Below are 17,265 nucleotides of genomic sequence, written 5' to 3' on the forward strand. Positions count from 1 at the left end.
GGCCAGGACGGCCCTTCGGCGCGGTCCCCACGGGAGCAAGGGTGGAATGAGGGAACCCGGAGCGCAGCGCAGGGCCGAATGCAGGGACAAGGGGTTTTGCCCACTTTTGCCCCGACAAAAGCGGGTCGCCGTAAAGGCGAAACCAGCCAGTGGTGCCACCACATCAAACGGATATGCCCATCGACACCTGAGCCACATTCCGGTGCGTAGGTGGTGCCCCATTCAGCCAGTGCTGATCCATTGGCTTAGGCGGTTTCGGATCTCCTTTGCGCTCTTACGGCGCATCCCTTTTGTCTAGGCTGCACCCGACTACGCAATACCTACACTCAACCTACCGAAGGGACAACCCGGATGGCAGGCGATAATGTGTCAACGATGTATCCGTACACGTGTCCACCATGTGTCCGGTCCATACACCCCGACGAAAGTGGGTCGCCGTAAAAGCGAAGCCGGCCAGTAGTGCCACCCCAACAAACGGATATGTCCATCGCCATTCGAGCCACATTCCGGTGCTCACTCGCTAGCAGGCCCCGGTGCGTAGTTCCCGGCATTCCGTGAACAACCTTTTTTTTGCCTGGCGTACCTACAGGCCTTAGGCAACTTTGAAGCGGTTGACCAGGTCTTGTTGCTGTTCCGCCAGTCGCGCCAACTCCTGGCTGGTCACAGCCGTCTGCTGCGCGCCCGCACTCACCTGTATCACCAGGTCGTTGATCTCGTTCACATTGCGGTTGATGTCTTCCGATACTGCACTCTGCTCTTCTGCGGCAGAGGCGATTTGAATATTGCGGTCATTAATACTGGCAACCCCGTCGGCAATTTCGCAGAGCAGTTCACCGGCGCGTTCGATATTGTTGGCGCCTGACTGAGCCTTGCTCAAGGTTTCAAGCATCGAGGTGCTGGCGCGCTCCGAGCCGGCTTGCAGATTGCTGATCATCTGCTGAATGTTGCCGGTTGACTCCTGGGTTCGCTGTGCCAAAGTCCGCACTTCCGAGGCGACTACAGCGAAGCCGCGACCGTGATCTCCGGCGCGAGCCGCCTCTATCGCTGCGTTCAAGGCCAGCAAGTTGGTCTGGTCGGCAATCCCGCGGATGACATCCAGCACTGAAGAGATGGCATCGCTTTCGCGCTTGAGGTCATCAATGGTGCTGGCAGTCTGCTCGGCTTGGTCCGACAGCTGACGGATCAGCTCGACGGTGCTCTCGATCTCGATTCGGCCCTGAGCCGCGTTGGCATTGACTTGCTGAGACATGCTCGCCGCGTCGCTAGTGCTGTGAGCCACTTCGCGTACGGTTGCGCTCATTTCGTTGATGGCCGTGGCAACCAATTCGGTGCTTTGGCGTTGTTGTTCGACGCTGCGGCTGGTTTGCAGCGTGACCGCCGAGGACTCTTCGGCGGCAGTCGCTACCTGCGTGGTGGCATTGCTGATTTCCTCGACAATGTTGGTGATCTCTTTGCTCATGCGATTGAGGTTGTTGGCAATCTGGCCGAATTCATCGTCACTCTGGTAAGTGGTCCTGGAGGTCAGGTCGCGTTCGGCCAGCTTGTTCAATGCTTGATTGATATCGCGTACAGCTACATCGATGCTGCGAATTATCGCCCAGGCCAGCAGTGCTACTGCCAGCAGTGCGACAAGGGCGCTACCAATGGTCAGCCACATAGCCCTACTTGCCTCGCTGCGTGCTTGCTCGGCCAGAGTGCCGACCGTCTGGGTCAGTGAATGCTCGACCTCGCTCATCTGATCAATGCGCTGGGTGGCTGTTTCAAACCAGACTTGCGGATTGACGCCGAGTCGCTGGCCTAGTGGTACTTCAAATGCCAGGCGTTGCAAACGGGCAACTTCGACGGCGGCGGCTGATTGCATTTTTTCGTCGAATTGGCGCAGTGCTGCAGGAGGGGCCTTGCGTCGAAACCCGTCGGCATATGCGCTGAATTCTCCCAAGTTGCGGGCGAAGCGTGATAGCAAAGTTTCATCGAAACGATCTTGATGGAAGACCAGGCCAAGTGTTACTCGCTCACGGCCGGCCCGCTCTTTCATTTCAATGAACTGGTTAAGGGCGCTCAAGGCATGAATCACACGGGTATTAGTTACACCGCTTTCTAGTGAATGGGTGTAGCCGATCAACTGATCGATAATTTGCGTGTAGCGTGTTCCTGACTCGGTGCTGTCGATGCTCAGTTTGTCCACTTGGCTACGGATTTCAGGCAAGCGCTGCAGGGCTGCAATTACTTTCTCAAGCCCGGCGTCTTGCTTGCTGGACTGCCTGCTCACTGCTTCGACGGCCGCAGTGGATTCGCTGCGCATGGACATCAGGTGGTCGGCCATGGCGGTCCCGCGGCTGCCAAGAAACACTCCGCTGGTGCCGCGTTCGCGTTGCAAGGTGGTAATCAACTGGCTCAGAAGTGTTGCCGTTCGGGTGGCTTCGACAGTGGTATCCATGTCCTTGAGCGTTCGGTAGTTGTCGACGATGAATACGCCTGCAAGGCTCAAAAACCCGAGCACTGGTAATACCAGCAGCAATAATAGTTTTAGACGAAGCGGAGCGTTCTTGAGCATGTTGATTCAAACCTCATATGCATTCTGTAGTAAGCGTTTGGCCGGTTCCTTTTATTGTTTGGTGGCACGCAGCCACTATTCTACTGGAGTGGATATAAGTGGGGATAGCGTTAACTAAGTTGAGGGATTAATTAATAATTCCGTTAGCATAAGGTTTGATATATGAAATTGACGAGAGTCAATTTTAATAAAACTTAAAGTTTGCGAGTAAGCATTGAATAATAAAAAAGGCCCGTATTCTGGAATACGGGCCTTTGCGGTTTTACAGCGTCCGCTTATGCGGCTTTGGCTTCCTGCTGGCTCAATGAACGGTTCAGCGCGCTGAACAGTGCTTTGAAGCTGGCAGTGGTGATGTTCTCGTCGATACCCACGCCGTGTACTGGGCGACCACCGGCGACACGCAGCTCGATGTAGGCAGCGGCCTTGGCATTGGTGCCGGCGCCGATGGCGTGCTCGTTGTAGTCCATGATTTCTACGGCAACCGGCAGGCCGGCGACCAGGGCTTCGAGAGCACCATTGCCTTTGCCGCGCCAGTGCAAGGTGGTCTCGCCTTCACCGGACACTTCCACCTCGACATTGCTGTTGCCGTTCTCTTCCTGCAGGCGGTGGCTGACCAGCGCGTAGGGTGAGTTGGCTTGCAAGTATTCGCGGTGCAGCAAGCTGTAGATCTGTTGGGCAGTCATTTCCAGGCCCAAGCGGTCGGTTTCACCCTGGACTACCTGGCTGAACTCGATCTGCATGCGGCGCGGCAAGCTGATGCCGTACTCCTGCTCGAGCAGGTACGTGATGCCACCTTTGCCCGACTGGCTGTTGACGCGAATGACGGCTTCATAGCTGCGGCCAATGTCTGCAGGGTCGATCGGCAAGTAAGGCACCTCCCACTTGGCATCGTCCTTCTGCTGCGAGAAGCCTTTGCGGATGGCGTCCTGATGCGAGCCGGAGAATGCGGTGTGAACCAGATCGCCAACGTACGGGTGACGCGGGTGAACAGGGAGTTGGTTGCACTCTTCGACCACTTTGCGTACGCCGTCGATGTCGGAGAAATCCAGCTCGGGGTCGACACCTTGGGTGTAAAGGTTCAAGCCCAGGGTAACCAGGTCGACGTTGCCGGTGCGCTCGCCGTTGCCGAACAGGCAGCCTTCGACACGGTCGGCGCCAGCCATCAGGCCAAGCTCGGTAGCTGCGACGCCCGTACCGCGGTCGTTGTGGGTGTGCAGGCTGATAAGCACGCTGTCACGGCGGCTGACATTCCGACCAAACCATTCGATCTGGTCGGCGTAGATGTTCGGCGTCGAGACTTCGACGGTCGCTGGCAGGTTGAGGATGATCTTGTGCTCTGGTGTCGGGTTCCACACCTCGATCACTGCGTCACAGACTTCCTTGGCGAACTCCAGTTCGGTAGCGCTGAAGGTCTCCGGGGAATACTGGAAGGTCCACTGGGTTTCCGGCTGCTGGGCAGCATATTTGACGAACAGCTTGGCCGCGTTCACCGCGATGTCTTTCACACCTTGCTTGTCCTGATTGAAGACGATACGGCGGAACGATGGGCTGGTAGCGTTGTACAGGTGAACGATGGCTTTCTTCGCCCCGCGCAGGGACTCGAATGTCCGGGCGATAAGATCTTCACGGGCCTGGGTCAGCACCTGAATGGTGGTGTCATCTGGGATGTGGCCATCTTCGATCAGGGTGCGAACGAAGTCGAAGTCGGTTTGCGATGCCGACGGGAACGACGCTTCGATTTCTTTCACGCCAACGCTGACCAGGGTTTTCCAGAAGCGCAGCTTCTTCACCGCATCCATCGGCTCGATCAGCGACTGGTTACCATCACGCAGGTCAGAGCTGCACCAGATCGGCGCCTGGGTGATGGTCTTCGACGGCCAGGTACGGTCAGGCAAGTTGACGGTAGGGAAGGCACTGTATTTTTTCGAAGGGTCTTTGAGCATGGTCATGAAAGCAATCCTTGAGTGTGCGGCCTGGAAAGGTGGCCTGCCGAACGAAAACGAGATGAAAAGGCGAGGCAACGCGTTTCAGCTTGGTAGTCGTGCACTGACCAGGCAGAGGCTGCGATGTTGACGAAGCAGGATGAGGGTCTGAAAGTTCTTCATGGCCTCAACCCTAACCAGTGGCATTGAGGATGGCAAGCCTTCAGAAAAAATTGAGAGGAATGCTTAAAAATAGCTTCTTGTCGAGATTTTATAGCTGTTTGTGAATGGAAGGAACGCGATTATTGCGCGGTCTTTTTGAATGACGCAAGCCGGCTTCAGGGCTGGAATGCGCCGATGAAGATGGCTGGATCCACCCGTGCATCATTGAGGCTGACGTTCCAGTGCATGTGCGGGCCGGTGGCGCGTCCGGTCGAGCCGACCTTGCCGACCACGGCGCCGCGACTGAGCATCTGGCCGGGTTTTACATCGATCTTGGACATGTGGCAGAACATGCTGATAAAGCCCTGTCCGTGGTCGACGAACACCGTGTTGCCATTGAAGAAGTAATTGCCGATCAGAATCACTTTGCCGTTGGCCGGGGTTTTGATTGGAGTGCCGGCAGGTACGGCAAAGTCGAGGCCGGCATGGGGGTTGCGTTCTTCACCGTTGAAGAAGCGACGTACGCCGAACTTGCTCGACAAAGGGCCAATGACGGGCTTGTCGAGGATCAGGTTGCTCGGCAGGTTGGGACTGAAGCTACGATAGGCCTTGAGCTGTTCGGCAAGCTCGGCATCGATGCGCTTGAGGTCGGCAGGGGCTGGATTGACCTGGCGCTTGTTCTTCAAGGTGATGCGTTGCTCGGGGTATTTTTTGCTGCCTACGGTAAAGCTCAGTGTTCGTGAGCCTTGTCTGAGCTGCGCCGGGCCGGGCTTCTGGGTCAGTGGCAAGCCGACGATGGCCAGCCAGTTGTTCTGCTCCTTGACCACCAGTACGGGTTTGCCGTCAAAGCGAGCGCTTGGCGCCTGGGCGGCTGGGCCAAGGTTGATGACGGCAACGCCTCCGGGTACGGGTTTGTTCAATTGACGGGTGATGTAGCTGGCATGGGCACTGCTGGCGAACATCAGGCACAGCATTAACAGCGGCGTAATCAGACGGGACATGGCTCAATCCAGTAGAGATAGCGTGACCGGGGTCAGGTGATTGTCTTCAACCCGTACTTGCAACTCACCTTCACCCAGGCGGGCAGTCAGGCGCTGGCCGTTGTGGGTCTGCGCGGCACTGCGGATGGCCTGGCCGCGCTCATCGAGAAGAATGCTGTAGCCGCGACCCAGGGTCGCCAGGGGGCTGACGATCTGCAGGGTTTGCGCGTGGGCCTGGAGGCGTTGACGACGATCCTTCAGGGTGTCGCGCATGGCGCGTGGCAAGCGTTCGGCGAGGCTGTCAAGACGCTGTTTGAGCAACGCCAGGGTACGTCCAGGATGCTGCGCCGCCAGGCGCGTGTCGAGACGGGCGAGGCGTTCGCGGCGCTGGTTGAGGCGTTGTTCGAATGCCCGGCGCAAACGCATGTCCAGGTCATCCAGGCGCTGGGCTTGTTGACGCAGGCGTTCGCCTGGGTGGCGCAGGCGACGTGTCAGGCTGTCCAGGCGCAGGCGGTCGTGCATCAGTCGGCTTTGAATGCGCAGTAGCAGACGCCGCTTGAGGCTGTCGATGCGTCGCTGCAGGTCGCTGCTGTCGGGCGCCAGCAGTTCGGCGGCGGCCGATGGTGTTGGGGCGCGAACATCGGCGACAAAGTCGCTGATCGAAACATCGGTCTCATGACCGACGGCGCTGACGATGGGCGTCACACAGGCGGCGATGGCGCGCGCTACCGCTTCTTCGTTGAAGCACCAGAGGTCCTCCAGCGAACCACCGCCACGGGCCAGGATCAGCGCATCGAAGCCGCGACCATCAGCCAGTTGCAAGGCGCGAACGATCTGATTGATGGCCTCGCGTCCTTGTACGGCGGTGGGGATCAAGGTGAGTTCGACCTGCGGGGCACGTCGGCGGAACACGCTGATAATGTCGCGAATAACGGCACCGGTCGGCGAGCTGATAATACCGATGCGTTGTGGATGCGCGGGTAGGGCGACCTTGTTCTCGGCACTGAACAGGCCTTCAGCGCCGAGCTTCTCTTTAAGAGCGTCGAACGCCAGGCGCAGGGCGCCATCGCCTGCGGGCTCGACGGTGTCGAGAATCAGTTGATAGTCGCCGCGGCCCTCGAACAGTGAAACCTTGCCGCGCACTTTCACTGCCAGGCCGTCGCGCAAGGCCTGGCGAACGCGTACAGCGTTCTGCCGAAACAGTGCGCAACGCACCTGGGCGCCGCTGTCCTTGAGGGTGAAGTAGATGTGACCAGACGCTGGGCGGGCGAGGTTGGATATCTCGCCTTCCACCCAGACATTGCGGAACACGTCTTCGAGCAGCACTCGGGCGCGGCCATTAAGTTGACTGACGGTGAGGACTTCGCGGTCCAGGCCGAGTCTTTCGAAAGGGTCTTTGATCATGGGACAGCATCATAAAGGAATGTGGCACCGCGATGGTAAACTGGCAGCTTTCAAGCATGTTTGGCTGCCGTCATGATTACCCAGAGCATCATTGTCCCGAAGATATCCAGCGTTCCTGTGCATGAGCCGCGTGCGCGGGCGATTCTGCGTTGGCTGGTGCGTGAAAGGATCGTTGAGGAGCAGTTGAGCACCTGCGGCGGCACTGGCAATCGCATGGCGTATGCCATCGGCGAGGGCGCGCGCAAAGTAGTGGAGCGTCCTGAACTGTTGCCCTATGACAACGCGGTCAACGGCCTGGAGGTGATTACCAAGCGTTGCATCTATACCCCGCTCGACGATTTCCTCGAGGAGGCTGGCTGCCCGCAATGCCGTCGAGAGGTTGGCGTGGCCTTGTTCGAAAGCCTGGAGGAGTGGATGCCCGGGCAGACCGACAACTTCATTTGCCCATTGTGCGCACATGAAGACGACATCAATGGCTTTCTGTTCTTGCAACCTTGCGCTTTTTCCAACCTGGGTTTCATCTTCAACAACTGGAGCGCAGCGGGGTTCAAGCAAACGTTTCTCGATGACTTCGCCGACTGGCTGGATCAGCCAGTGGCCCTGGTGCAGGTCAGTCGCGCAGGTAACTGACCGAAGGCCCATCTTTGCATTGAGCGAAGGGCTCTGGATGAGTATAATGGCGCGCTTCCATTTTTCCCGCCCGGGAGCCCCCGCGATGCTGCGTATCAGCCAAGAAGCCCTGACCTTCGACGACATTCTCCTAGTGCCTGGTTATTCAGAGGTACTACCCAATGAAGTCAGTCTCAAGACCCGTTTGACCCGTGGCATCGAGCTGAATATTCCGCTGGTTTCTGCCGCCATGGATACCGTGACCGAAGCCCGCCTGGCCATTGCCATGGCCCAGGAAGGTGGCATCGGCATCATCCACAAGAACATGACCATCGAGCAGCAAGCTGCCGAAGTGCGCAAGGTCAAGAAGTTCGAGGCCGGCGTGGTCAAGGACCCGATCACCATCGAGGCTGACGCCACGGTCCGTGACCTGTTCGAATTGACTCGCCTGAACAACATCTCCGGTGTTCCGGTGCTGCATAACGGCGACCTGGTCGGCATCGTTACTTCCCGTGACGTTCGCTTCGAAAGCCGCCTGGATGCCACCGTCCGCGAAGTGATGACGCCTAAAGAAGGGCTGGTCACGGTCAAGGAAGGCGCCGACAAGAACGAAGCGCGCGAACTGCTGCACAAGCATCGCATCGAGCGCGTGCTGATCGTCGACGACAAGTTCGCTCTCAAAGGCATGATGACCGTCAACGATATCGAGAAGGCCAAGGCCTATCCACTGGCCAGCAAGGACGACCAGGGTCGTCTGCGTGTTGGTGCCGCGGTCGGTACCGGCAAAGACACCGCTGACCGCGTTTCCGCGCTGGTCGCCGCTGGCGTCGATGTAGTGGTTGTCGACACCGCTCACGGTCACTCCAAGGGTGTGATCGACCGCGTTCGCTGGGTAAAAGAGAACTTCCCACAGGTACAGGTCATTGGTGGCAACATTGCGACTGGCGCTGCAGCCAAGGCCCTGGCCGAAGCCGGCGCTGACGCAGTCAAGGTTGGTATCGGCCCAGGCTCGATCTGCACGACCCGCATCGTCGCAGGTGTTGGTGTTCCGCAAATCAGCGCGATCGCCAATGTTGCCGCTGCGCTGGAAGGCACCGGTATCCCATTGATCGCCGACGGCGGTATCCGTTTCTCCGGTGACCTGTCCAAGGCCATCGTAGCCGGTGCATCGGCTGTGATGATGGGCTCGATGTTCGCCGGTACCGAAGAAGCGCCTGGCGAGATCGAACTGTTCCAGGGGCGCTCCTACAAAGCTTACCGCGGCATGGGCTCGCTGGGCGCAATGTCCCAGGCTCAAGGTTCCTCCGACCGTTACTTCCAGGACTCCTCGGCAGGTGCCGAGAAACTGGTTCCGGAAGGTATCGAAGGTCGCGTGCCATACAAGGGCACTCTGACCGCGATCATCCACCAGTTGATGGGTGGCCTGCGTTCCTCGATGGGCTACACCGGCAGTGCCAACATCGAAGAAATGCGCACCAAACCTGAGTTCGTGCGTATCACCGGTGCCGGCATGGCCGAGTCCCATGTGCATGACGTACAAATTACCAAAGAAGCGCCAAACTACCGCGTAGGTTGATGCTTCTGGCAACACTTGCAAGCGGGGCTGTTATCGACAGCCCCGCGTCGTTTCTGTTTACCACTGACGAGATTGAGTCATGGCCCTCGACATTCACGCTCACCGCATCCTGATTCTCGACTTCGGTTCCCAGTACACCCAGCTGATCGCCCGCCGCGTGCGCGAAATCGGCGTGTACTGCGAACTGCACCCGTTCGACATGGACGATGAAGCGATTCGCGAGTTCGCTCCTCGCGGCATCATCCTTGCCGGCGGCCCAGAGTCCGTGCACGAAGCCAACAGCCCGCGCGCGCCACAGGCCGTCTGGGACCTGAACGTACCGGTTTTTGGCATTTGCTACGGTATGCAGACCATGGCCGAGCAACTGGGCGGCAAGGTTGAAGGTTCCGAGCTGCGCGAGTTTGGTTACGCCCGTGTCGATGTAGTTGGCAAGAGCCGCTTGCTTGATGGCATTGAAGATCACGTCGATGCCGATGGTGTGCTGGGCCTGGACGTCTGGATGAGCCATGGTGACAAGGTCACGCGCATTCCAGAAGAGTTCCACATCCTGGCCAGCACCCCGAGCTGCCCGATCGCCGGCATGGCCGACGACACTCGCGGCTACTATGGCGTGCAGTTCCACCCCGAGGTAACCCACACCAAACAGGGCGGTCGCATCCTCTCGCGCTTCATCCTCGACGTCTGCGGCTGCGAAGCCCTGTGGACGCCCTCGAAGATCGCTGAAGACGCCATTGCCCAGGTGCGTGCCCAGGTGGGTACCGACAACGTTCTGCTCGGTCTGTCCGGCGGCGTTGATTCCTCGGTAGTTGCCGCGCTGTTGCACAAAGCCATCGGCGACCAGTTGACCTGCGTCTTCGTCGACAACGGTCTGCTGCGCCTGCACGAAGGTGAGCAGGTCATGGCCATGTTCGCCGAGAACATGGGCGTCAAGGTTATCCGCGCCAACGCTGAAGACCAGTTCCTGAATAACCTCGCTGGCGAGGCGGACCCTGAGAAGAAGCGTAAAATCATTGGTCGCACCTTCATCGACGTGTTCGATGCCGAGTCGAACAAGCTGCACAACATCAAGTACCTGGCTCAGGGCACCATCTACCCTGACGTGATCGAGTCGGCTGGCGCTAAAAGCGGCAAGGCTCATGTGATCAAGTCGCACCACAACGTGGGTGGCCTGCCGGAAGAAATGAACCTCAAGCTGGTCGAGCCGCTGCGTGAGCTGTTCAAGGACGAAGTCCGTCGTCTTGGCCTGGAGCTGGGCCTGCCTTACGACATGGTCTACCGTCACCCGTTCCCGGGCCCGGGCCTGGGCGTGCGTATCCTGGGTGAAGTGAAGAAGGAATACGCCGACCTGCTGCGTCGTGCCGACCACATCTTCATCGAAGAGCTGCGCAAGGCCGACTGGTACCACAAGGTCAGCCAGGCCTTCGTGGTGTTCCAGCCGGTGAAATCGGTTGGCGTGGTCGGTGACGGCCGCCGTTACGCCTGGGTCGTGGCCCTGCGTGCGGTAGAAACCATCGACTTCATGACTGCACGTTGGGCGCACCTGCCTTACGAACTGCTGGAAACCGTCAGCGGCCGCATCATCAACGAAATCGAAGGCATCTCCCGCGTCACTTACGACGTGTCGAGCAAGCCGCCTGCCACGATCGAGTGGGAGTGAGTTGAACGACAAGGGCGCCTCGGGGCGCCCTTGTCGTATCTAGTGCTGTTGCCTGTAGCCTGCACCTACATCCAGGGCCGCGAGATCGGCACTTTCAACAGCAGGTCGTTTCTGACGAACAAAGCCTCACCTTCTATTTCGTCCCATACGCCCGCGTCGGCACCAATGCTTCCCGCCTGGCCAATTTCAATGTCTTCAATGCGCAGGCCAATGGCGCCTTGCAATTCACTTAGCCCAGGAACACCCTCGAAGTTATTGGTGTGCGAGTTACCCACCAATGCCACCCAGCGCCCGGCCCCTCGGCGTGCCTGGTCAGCCTCGATGATTCTGTGGGCGTAGAAGTTCATCATTTCCTGGCGAATCGTGAGTGAAGGTTGCACATACCAAGCCTGGCGATAAGAGGCCATGCAGTCGATGCCTTGTATCCGTATGTTTTGCCGAAATGCCTCGTACATCACTTTTTTGAGCGTGTGAGGTGTCTGCATGCCCAAAGTGGCCATGTAGTCATGATTCTCAACGTAGGCTTTCAACTCTGCAGGCATCGTTCCGGTTCGATTGAACAAGTCCAGGTCGGCCTGCTGAAAGTCGGTCATGAAATGTTCCATGTAAAAGACATCCACCCCGAGCTTCTTCAACTGACGCATGTTGTTCATCAGAAATTGCTTGGCACTTTCCTGGGTGTGGGACTCGCCGATCACAAGTCCTTCACTCTCTTCGTACAGGCTGCGCAGTATTTCTTTGGGGCTGGCGGTGCTGGGGATTTCGGGAATCGATGGGCGCGGCGGTTGTTCGAATGATCCATAGAACTGGTGTGCGTCAAGGGCCAGCTGGTCACGTAGCTGCCTGTAACGTGAGTGCGGCGCGCCGCTGTCTGGGTCGCCCAATGCAAAGTTTTCTCTGCCGTCCGCTGCGGCCCTCAATGCCTCGCGCTCGGCCTGTGGCACTTCATAAGGGCTAGGTTCCAACGCTGGTAGGCCAGGTCGTGGTGCCACTCTGCCCCAGATTTTCAGCAAGAATCGAGGTGCACCTCCTTTGAGTCCCAAACGCGGCTTGATCTGCCAGTTCCCCTGGTCATCCACTGCAATGGGAATATTGCGGGAAAATGAGTAGGGGTTGTCTGGATCAATGATCACCCAAGTCGATAACTCTCCTACGTAGCGCACCTGGTAGGTTTGCTCGCCCACCATGGCGTATTGTTTGCCGTCCTGGACGAAAATCCCTTTGAACTCGCTGTCAGGCGCGGTCCTCAGGATATCGTTGCTTTCAAGCGACTCCAGCAACTGCGCCTGTCCTTCGTACCTGAATGACTCAGGGACCCAGGTCTGCAGGTCCGCAGGTGTGATTGGTTCGAATTCTTCGCTTGCGAATGGGTTTTCAGGGGTATTCGTGGCGGCTTCGTCACCTGCAGTTGTTTCCGTCATTTCCCCGGCAGCATCAACGCCGCCAGCGCGCAACAGGGTGGCGTTGAATAAGGTATTGATGCCCGCCAGTATCGCGCCTGTGACACCCGCCTGACGTTCTGCGGTGGTGTGTCCGTTAATGGCCTGGTCAACATTCAGCCCGGTTTCCGCCAGACCAGCGCCTACTACGGCGAGCGCCACCGGCCAATCAAAAGCCGCCATGGGTCCGAATACCTTGGAGAAGGCTGCGAGGTAGCCGATCCAGAGTTGTTTGCGCAGATCGGCATTTGAGCGCAGGGCAAAATGGGCGTCGTCGAGCATGCGTTGACGTGCCGCATCGCGTAGATGGCTGAAAGCATCCGTGTGCAGGGTCGTATTCAGGGTGTTCAGTCCATCGTAATGGAGGCTGCCCCATTGTGTTTTCATGACGTCAAGCAGATGGCCGAGACCTACGCCTCGATCATCCTCATCCTGGCTGCTGAGAGCGAAGTGGTTCAGCAGGCGAGCGCGTTTCTCTGCTGTGCCGGTCTGCGCCAGCACCCAGGTACGAAGTTCGAGGTTGCTGGCAAACAGCTGAAACGTATCAACCTCACCGGGGAGGTAGAGCAACTGGTAGCCATCATCCATGACCACTCTGAGGATGGAACTGGCGACATGACCACCAATGTCAAAGGTGCACAGGCGAACTCCCTGTGCCGGTGTCACCGTGTTCTGCAGTTGTTGCAGGGTCGGCGGCCATGTTGTCTCTGCCGCCAAGGCGACAGCGACCTTGCGCAGGTATCTGACCAGCGTCTTGTCACCTTTCTCGGCGCAGGCTTCTAGCACGTTGCTGAGGAAAGTCGATTTGGCCAATGTGCGATAAGCGTCTGAATAGTGCGCCCAGAAACGTTCAAGGCGTTGGCTATAGTCCGCGCTTAAATTGACGTCCCAGAAGTATTCGAGCACGTCCTTGGGTGCCAAGGGGATTTCGTTGTGTTCGTCGTAAGTATCCTTGCCCGGTCCGTCGGAATAGAAACCGGTGTAGGTACCGAGCTCGTCGGTGCCGTCCTGATCGGCAACATTGAAGCGGTGCAGTACCAATTGCGCCAGGGTCAGGGATTGATACGGATGGCCGCAATGTTGCCAACCACTGAAGGTGCGGGGGCTGCTCGACCCCGAGTGAAAACGGTGGAAATAGACATGGTCAGGATCGAGGCCTGCAAGGTTGTGCCGGAGGAGCAGGGCGATGGCAGTATCGCGCGCCATTTGGCGAATGTCCGGGCAGTGCGTGCTCACCTGGGTGGCCATCAGTCTCAGGTCTTCAAGATCCTTGTTTTGCTGTGCGGTTTTCAGCATGAGCGTTCTCGTAGGAGAGGGAAGGGCGCTCAGCGTGAGGCAGGCAATAGGGGTAGTGGTGGTACTTAATGCTGGGAGGGTGCGACATCGTGCGCAGGTGATTGAACAAGACTTAACTTAATATTTCGCAATTGCAGGTGTATCGTATTCGCCCTTCATCGTCGGCACCTGGCAAGGTGCCGGCATGTTGTTCCTGGCATTACGAGGTACCTGTGGCATGTCCTTTACCCGGCGACAAATACTCGGTGGCCTGACTGGCCTTGTGGCAATCGGCCTGGGCGCCGGCGGCGCATCCCGTTATTGGCTGGGGCGCACTGACCCTGATGCCGGCCACGACTACGAGTTGATTGCTGCCCCGCTGGATGTAGAGCTGGTCTCTGGGTACAAGACCGAGGCTTGGGCATTCGGCCCGTCGGCACCTGGAACCGAGTTGCGAGTGCGCCAGGGGGAATGGCTGCGCGTGCGTTTCATCAACCGCCTGCCAGTAGCCACTACCATTCATTGGCACGGTATCCGCCTGCCGCTGGAAATGGATGGGGTACCTTACGTTTCGCAGTTGCCGGTATTACCGGGCGAATACTTCGATTACAAGTTCCGCGTGCCGGATGCCGGCAGTTACTGGTACCACCCGCATGTGAACAGTTCCGAAGAACTCGGCAAGGGCCTGGTAGGTCCACTGATTGTCGAGGAGCGCGAGCCTACCGGTTTCAAGCATGAGCGCACCTTGAGCCTGAAAAACTGGCATGTGGATGAGCAGGGCGCGTACCTGCCTTTCAGTATTGCCCGTGAAGCTGCCCGCGGGGGCACTGCCGGTCGCCTGATCACCATCAATGGCCAGGCCAATGCGGTCGTTGATATGCCCGAAGGGCAAATTGTCCGGGTGCGCCTGCTTAATCTGGACAATACGCTGACCTACCGCATCAACCTGAAAGGCAACTTCGAGGCGCGTATTTATGCGCTCGACGGTAACCCGATTACGCCAAGGCCGTTGGGCAAGGACTACTGGCTTGGGCCTGGCATGCGTATTTGCCTGGCAATCAAGATGCCACCGGCGGGTGAGGAGTTGTCCCTGCGCGATGGTTCCGTGCGCCTGGGCACCTTGCGTTCGGTGGCCAGCAATGAAGCACCAGGCGAGTGGCCCCCGGAGTTGCCGGCCAACCCGGTCGCCGAGCCGGACCTGGCCAATGCCGAGAAGCTCAATTTCAATTTTGAATGGGTAGGGTCGGTGTCGGTGAACACCGAGAATGGCAAGCCGCCAAGCCTATGGCAGATCAACGGTCAGGCCTGGGATATCACCGACAAGACCTGTGCAGACCGGCCGATCGCGACGCTGACCAAGGGCAAGAGCTACATCTTCGAACTCAAGAATATGACCCAGTACCAGCACCCTATTCATTTGCATGGCATGAGCTTCAAGGTTCTCAGTTCGAACCGGCACAAGTTCGCGCAGCAGTACTTCACTGATACGTACCTGCTGGGCAAGAACGAGAGTGCACAAGTGGCCTTGGTTGCTGATAACCCGGGAACCTGGATGTTTCATTGTCACGTGATCGACCATATGGAAACCGGCCTGATGGCCGCTATCGAGGTCGTCTGATGCGTCAGCCGCAAATTATCGATCGCAGCCGTGATCAGGAATTCATGCGTCTGGCTCTGGAGCTGGCTGCGCAGGGTGCAGCGCGGGGTGAAGTGCCGGTGGGCGCCGTTCTGGTGCAACATGGCCAGGTCATTGGTCGTGGCTTCAATTGCCCGATCAGTGGCAGTGATCCGAGTGCGCATGCCGAGATGGTCGCCATCCGTGCCGCCGCCCAGGCAGCGAGTAACTATCGTCTGCCTGGAAGCACCCTGTACGTAACGCTGGAGCCCTGCAGTATGTGTGCCGGGCTCATCGTTCACGCACGCATTGCTAGGGTGGTGTATGGGGCGCTGGAGCCCAAGGCGGGCATCGTACAGAGCCAGGGGCAGTTCTTTACCCAAGGTTTCCTCAATCATCGTGTGATGTTCGAGGGTGGGGTACTGGCAGAGGAATGCGGCACGATCCTTTCCGAATTCTTCAAGGCGCGCCGCGCCAAGGCTTGAGTGACGCCACTGTGGCAGGCGTGGGACGCGTTAGAGGGGAGGTGTCTGCTCGGTCGGCTTGGTCTTGTCGACGCCAGGGACATGCAGGTTGCCATCAGCGACCTGGCTGCCTTCGAGCTGTGGCTGGGTTACCCAGGTGAGGATGTCGTAATAGCGGCGGATGTTGGCCACGAAATGTACGGGCTCGCCGCCTCGGGCATAGCCATAGCGGGTTTTGCTGTACCACTGCTTCTGTGCCAGGCGCGGCAGCATTTTTTTCACATCCAGCCATTTGTTCGGGTTCAAGCCCTCGCGTTTGGCCAGCTTGCGCGCATCCTCCAGATGGCCACCGCCGACGTTGTACGCCGCCAGGGCGAACCAGGTTCGGTCCGGCTCCTTGATCGAGTCGTCCAGTGCTTCTTTGACGTGCATGAAATACTTGGCCCCGCCGCGAATGCTTTGCACCGGGTCCAGACGGTTGGACACGCCCATGGCCTGGGCTGTGCGCTGGGTTAGCATCATCAGGCCGCGTACGCCGGTCTTTGAGGTGACTTCAGCCTGCCACATCGATTCCTGGTAACCGATCGCTGCCAACAAGCGCCAGTCGACCTGTTCTTTTTTCGCGGACGCCTTGAAGTGCTTTTCGTAGCGTGGCAAACGCTGCTGCAAATGTTGGGCAAAGGTGTAGGCGCCCACATAGCCGAGTACATCGACATGGCCGTAATAGCGATCTTTCAGGCGCTGTAAGGTGCCATTTTTCTGAACTTTGTCGAGAAATTCGTTGATTTCGTTGAGGAGACTGTTGTCGTCGCCGGCAGCCACTGCCCAACGTTGATCGCGGGAATCGCCAAGATCGAAGGCGACGCGCACCTTGGGGAAGTAGACCTGGTTCATCGCCAGTTCGTTGGAGTCGACCAGGGTCAGGTCGATTTGGCCTTCATCGACCATACGCAGCAGGTCGACCACTTCTACTGCATCGGATTCTTCGTACTCGAGCGCGGGATATTGCTTTTTGAGCTCGGCCAATTGCTCGGCATGAGTGCTGCCCTTGAGCACCATAATCTTCTTGCCGACCAGGTCCTTGGCATCGGTCGGCCGCGAACGACCATTGCGGTAGATAATCTGTGGGGTCACTTCAAGGTAGGGGTGGGAAAAACGTACCTGTGACCTGCGCTGCTCGCTGCTGACCAGGCCTGCAGCTGCTACCACCGGTCCGGAAGGCTTGCCGAGCTGGTCGTACAATTCGTCGAGATTGTCGGCTGTTTCGATTTTAAGCTCGACCCCGAGGTCGTCGGCAAAGCGCTTGACCAATTCGTATTCGAAGCCGGTTTCACCGTTGCGGTCCTCGAAGTAGGTAGCAGGGCTGTTGCGAGTAATCACGCGCAGTACACCGTCCTCCTTGACGCGCTCCAGGGTGCTGGGTTTTTCAACACAGGCACCGAGCATCAGGAAGAGTCCGGTTGCGATGAGCCATTTGGCGCAGCGCTGGCGCAAAGCAGTTTGGGCGAACATAGGTTGCAGTATACGCAAAGGACTGGTCCCGCCATATCTCGACAACTGTTTGCTTGTCTGCTAGCACGCTTTGCGCTATTTACGCGGTAAGGCTCC

11 protein-coding genes and 1 pseudogene are annotated in these 17,265 nt (G+C 58.3%); 5 read left to right on the plus strand and 7 right to left on the minus strand.

The window, feature by feature from the left end; genetic code table 11:
• Window positions 1–592: 592 nt before the first annotated feature.
• The 5 genes and pseudogenes from V0R60_RS27100 to xseA all read right to left on the minus strand — a co-directional run bounded on the left by V0R60_RS27100 (window position 593) and on the right by xseA (window position 7,022).
• A complete protein-coding gene (locus V0R60_RS27100; RefSeq protein ID WP_408005559.1) occupies window positions 593–1,459 on the minus strand; it encodes a methyl-accepting chemotaxis protein in 867 nt (288 codons plus the stop codon).
• A pseudogene (locus V0R60_RS27105) lies at window positions 1,457–2,554 on the minus strand (nitrate- and nitrite sensing domain-containing protein); the annotation flags it as partial. The pseudogene V0R60_RS27105 and the gene V0R60_RS27100, both read right to left, overlap by 3 nt.
• Before the next feature lie 275 nt (window positions 2,555–2,829).
• A complete protein-coding gene (gene leuA / locus V0R60_RS25010) occupies window positions 2,830–4,503 on the minus strand; it encodes a 2-isopropylmalate synthase (RefSeq protein WP_136477914.1) in 1,674 nt (557 codons plus the stop codon).
• A 311-nt stretch (window positions 4,504–4,814) separates the two neighbouring features.
• Entirely contained in the window at window positions 4,815–5,639 is an 825-nt protein-coding gene (locus V0R60_RS25015; protein WP_330080885.1) for a peptidoglycan DD-metalloendopeptidase family protein, read from the minus strand.
• A 3-nt stretch (window positions 5,640–5,642) separates the two neighbouring features.
• The gene (xseA, locus tag V0R60_RS25020) at window positions 5,643–7,022 is read right to left on the minus strand and encodes an exodeoxyribonuclease VII large subunit (protein WP_136477912.1); all 1,380 of its coding nucleotides are present in this window, start codon (window positions 7,020–7,022) and stop codon (window positions 5,643–5,645) included.
• A gap of 72 nt (window positions 7,023–7,094) precedes the next feature.
• On the opposite strand from xseA, the gene V0R60_RS25025 reads away from it, so the two are divergent.
• The 3 genes from V0R60_RS25025 to guaA all read left to right on the plus strand — a co-directional run bounded on the left by V0R60_RS25025 (window position 7,095) and on the right by guaA (window position 10,864).
• The gene (locus V0R60_RS25025; protein WP_136477911.1) at window positions 7,095–7,652 is read left to right on the plus strand and encodes a sugar ABC transporter ATPase; all 558 of its coding nucleotides are present in this window, start codon (window positions 7,095–7,097) and stop codon (window positions 7,650–7,652) included.
• Window positions 7,653–7,737: 85 nt separating this feature from the next.
• On the plus strand, window positions 7,738–9,207 hold the full coding sequence (gene guaB, locus V0R60_RS25030; protein ID WP_136477910.1) for an IMP dehydrogenase: 1,470 nt from the start codon (window positions 7,738–7,740) through the stop codon (window positions 9,205–9,207).
• Window positions 9,208–9,286: 79 nt separating this feature from the next.
• Window positions 9,287–10,864 (plus strand): glutamine-hydrolyzing GMP synthase, encoded by a 1,578-nt coding sequence (guaA, locus tag V0R60_RS25035; protein ID WP_136477909.1) that lies wholly within the window; start codon window positions 9,287–9,289, stop codon window positions 10,862–10,864.
• A gap of 65 nt (window positions 10,865–10,929) precedes the next feature.
• On the opposite strand, the gene V0R60_RS25040 is transcribed toward guaA, so the two are convergent.
• Window positions 10,930–13,599 (minus strand): dermonecrotic toxin domain-containing protein, encoded by a 2,670-nt coding sequence (locus V0R60_RS25040; RefSeq protein WP_330080884.1) that lies wholly within the window; start codon window positions 13,597–13,599, stop codon window positions 10,930–10,932.
• Window positions 13,600–13,816: 217 nt separating this feature from the next.
• Here V0R60_RS25040 and V0R60_RS25045 point away from each other — a divergent pair, with 217 nt between their 5' ends.
• Together V0R60_RS25045 and tadA are read left to right on the plus strand one after the other, a co-directional pair.
• Window positions 13,817–15,196: a multicopper oxidase family protein gene (locus V0R60_RS25045; protein ID WP_136479020.1), complete on the plus strand. Its 1,380-nt coding sequence runs from the start codon at window positions 13,817–13,819 to the stop codon at window positions 15,194–15,196.
• Entirely contained in the window at window positions 15,196–15,678 is a 483-nt protein-coding gene (gene tadA / locus V0R60_RS25050) for a tRNA adenosine(34) deaminase TadA (RefSeq protein WP_136477907.1), read from the plus strand. Before V0R60_RS25045 ends, tadA begins: the two co-directional genes overlap by 1 nt.
• A gap of 30 nt (window positions 15,679–15,708) precedes the next feature.
• On the opposite strand, the gene mltF is transcribed toward tadA, so the two are convergent.
• Window positions 15,709–17,169: a membrane-bound lytic murein transglycosylase MltF gene (gene mltF, locus V0R60_RS25055; RefSeq protein ID WP_136479019.1), complete on the minus strand. Its 1,461-nt coding sequence runs from the start codon at window positions 17,167–17,169 to the stop codon at window positions 15,709–15,711.
• Window positions 17,170–17,265 lie beyond the last annotated feature (96 nt).

The sequence above is a fragment of the Pseudomonas auratipiscis genome (assembly GCF_036324085.1).
GTDB classification, from domain to species: domain Bacteria; phylum Pseudomonadota; class Gammaproteobacteria; order Pseudomonadales; family Pseudomonadaceae; genus Aquipseudomonas; species Aquipseudomonas auratipiscis.

Excerpts from the sequence above, each read along its gene's own strand:
- V0R60_RS27100 (WP_408005559.1), bottom strand. The coding sequence starts at position 1,459 with ATGAGCAAAGAGATCACCAACATTGTCGAGGAAATCAGCAATGCCACC.
- leuA (WP_136477914.1), bottom strand. The coding sequence starts at position 4,503 with ATGACCATGCTCAAAGACCCTTCGAAAAAATACAGTGCCTTCCCTACC.
- V0R60_RS25015 (WP_330080885.1), bottom strand. The coding sequence starts at position 5,639 with ATGTCCCGTCTGATTACGCCGCTGTTAATGCTGTGCCTGATGTTCGCC.
- xseA (WP_136477912.1), bottom strand. The coding sequence starts at position 7,022 with ATGATCAAAGACCCTTTCGAAAGACTCGGCCTGGACCGCGAAGTCCTC.
- V0R60_RS25025 (WP_136477911.1), top strand. The coding sequence starts at position 7,095 with ATGATTACCCAGAGCATCATTGTCCCGAAGATATCCAGCGTTCCTGTG.
- guaB (WP_136477910.1), top strand. The coding sequence starts at position 7,738 with ATGCTGCGTATCAGCCAAGAAGCCCTGACCTTCGACGACATTCTCCTA.
- guaA (WP_136477909.1), top strand. The coding sequence starts at position 9,287 with ATGGCCCTCGACATTCACGCTCACCGCATCCTGATTCTCGACTTCGGT.
- V0R60_RS25040 (WP_330080884.1), bottom strand. The coding sequence starts at position 13,599 with ATGCTGAAAACCGCACAGCAAAACAAGGATCTTGAAGACCTGAGACTG.
- V0R60_RS25045 (WP_136479020.1), top strand. The coding sequence starts at position 13,817 with ATGTCCTTTACCCGGCGACAAATACTCGGTGGCCTGACTGGCCTTGTG.
- tadA (WP_136477907.1), top strand. The coding sequence starts at position 15,196 with ATGCGTCAGCCGCAAATTATCGATCGCAGCCGTGATCAGGAATTCATG.
- mltF (WP_136479019.1), bottom strand. The coding sequence starts at position 17,169 with ATGTTCGCCCAAACTGCTTTGCGCCAGCGCTGCGCCAAATGGCTCATC.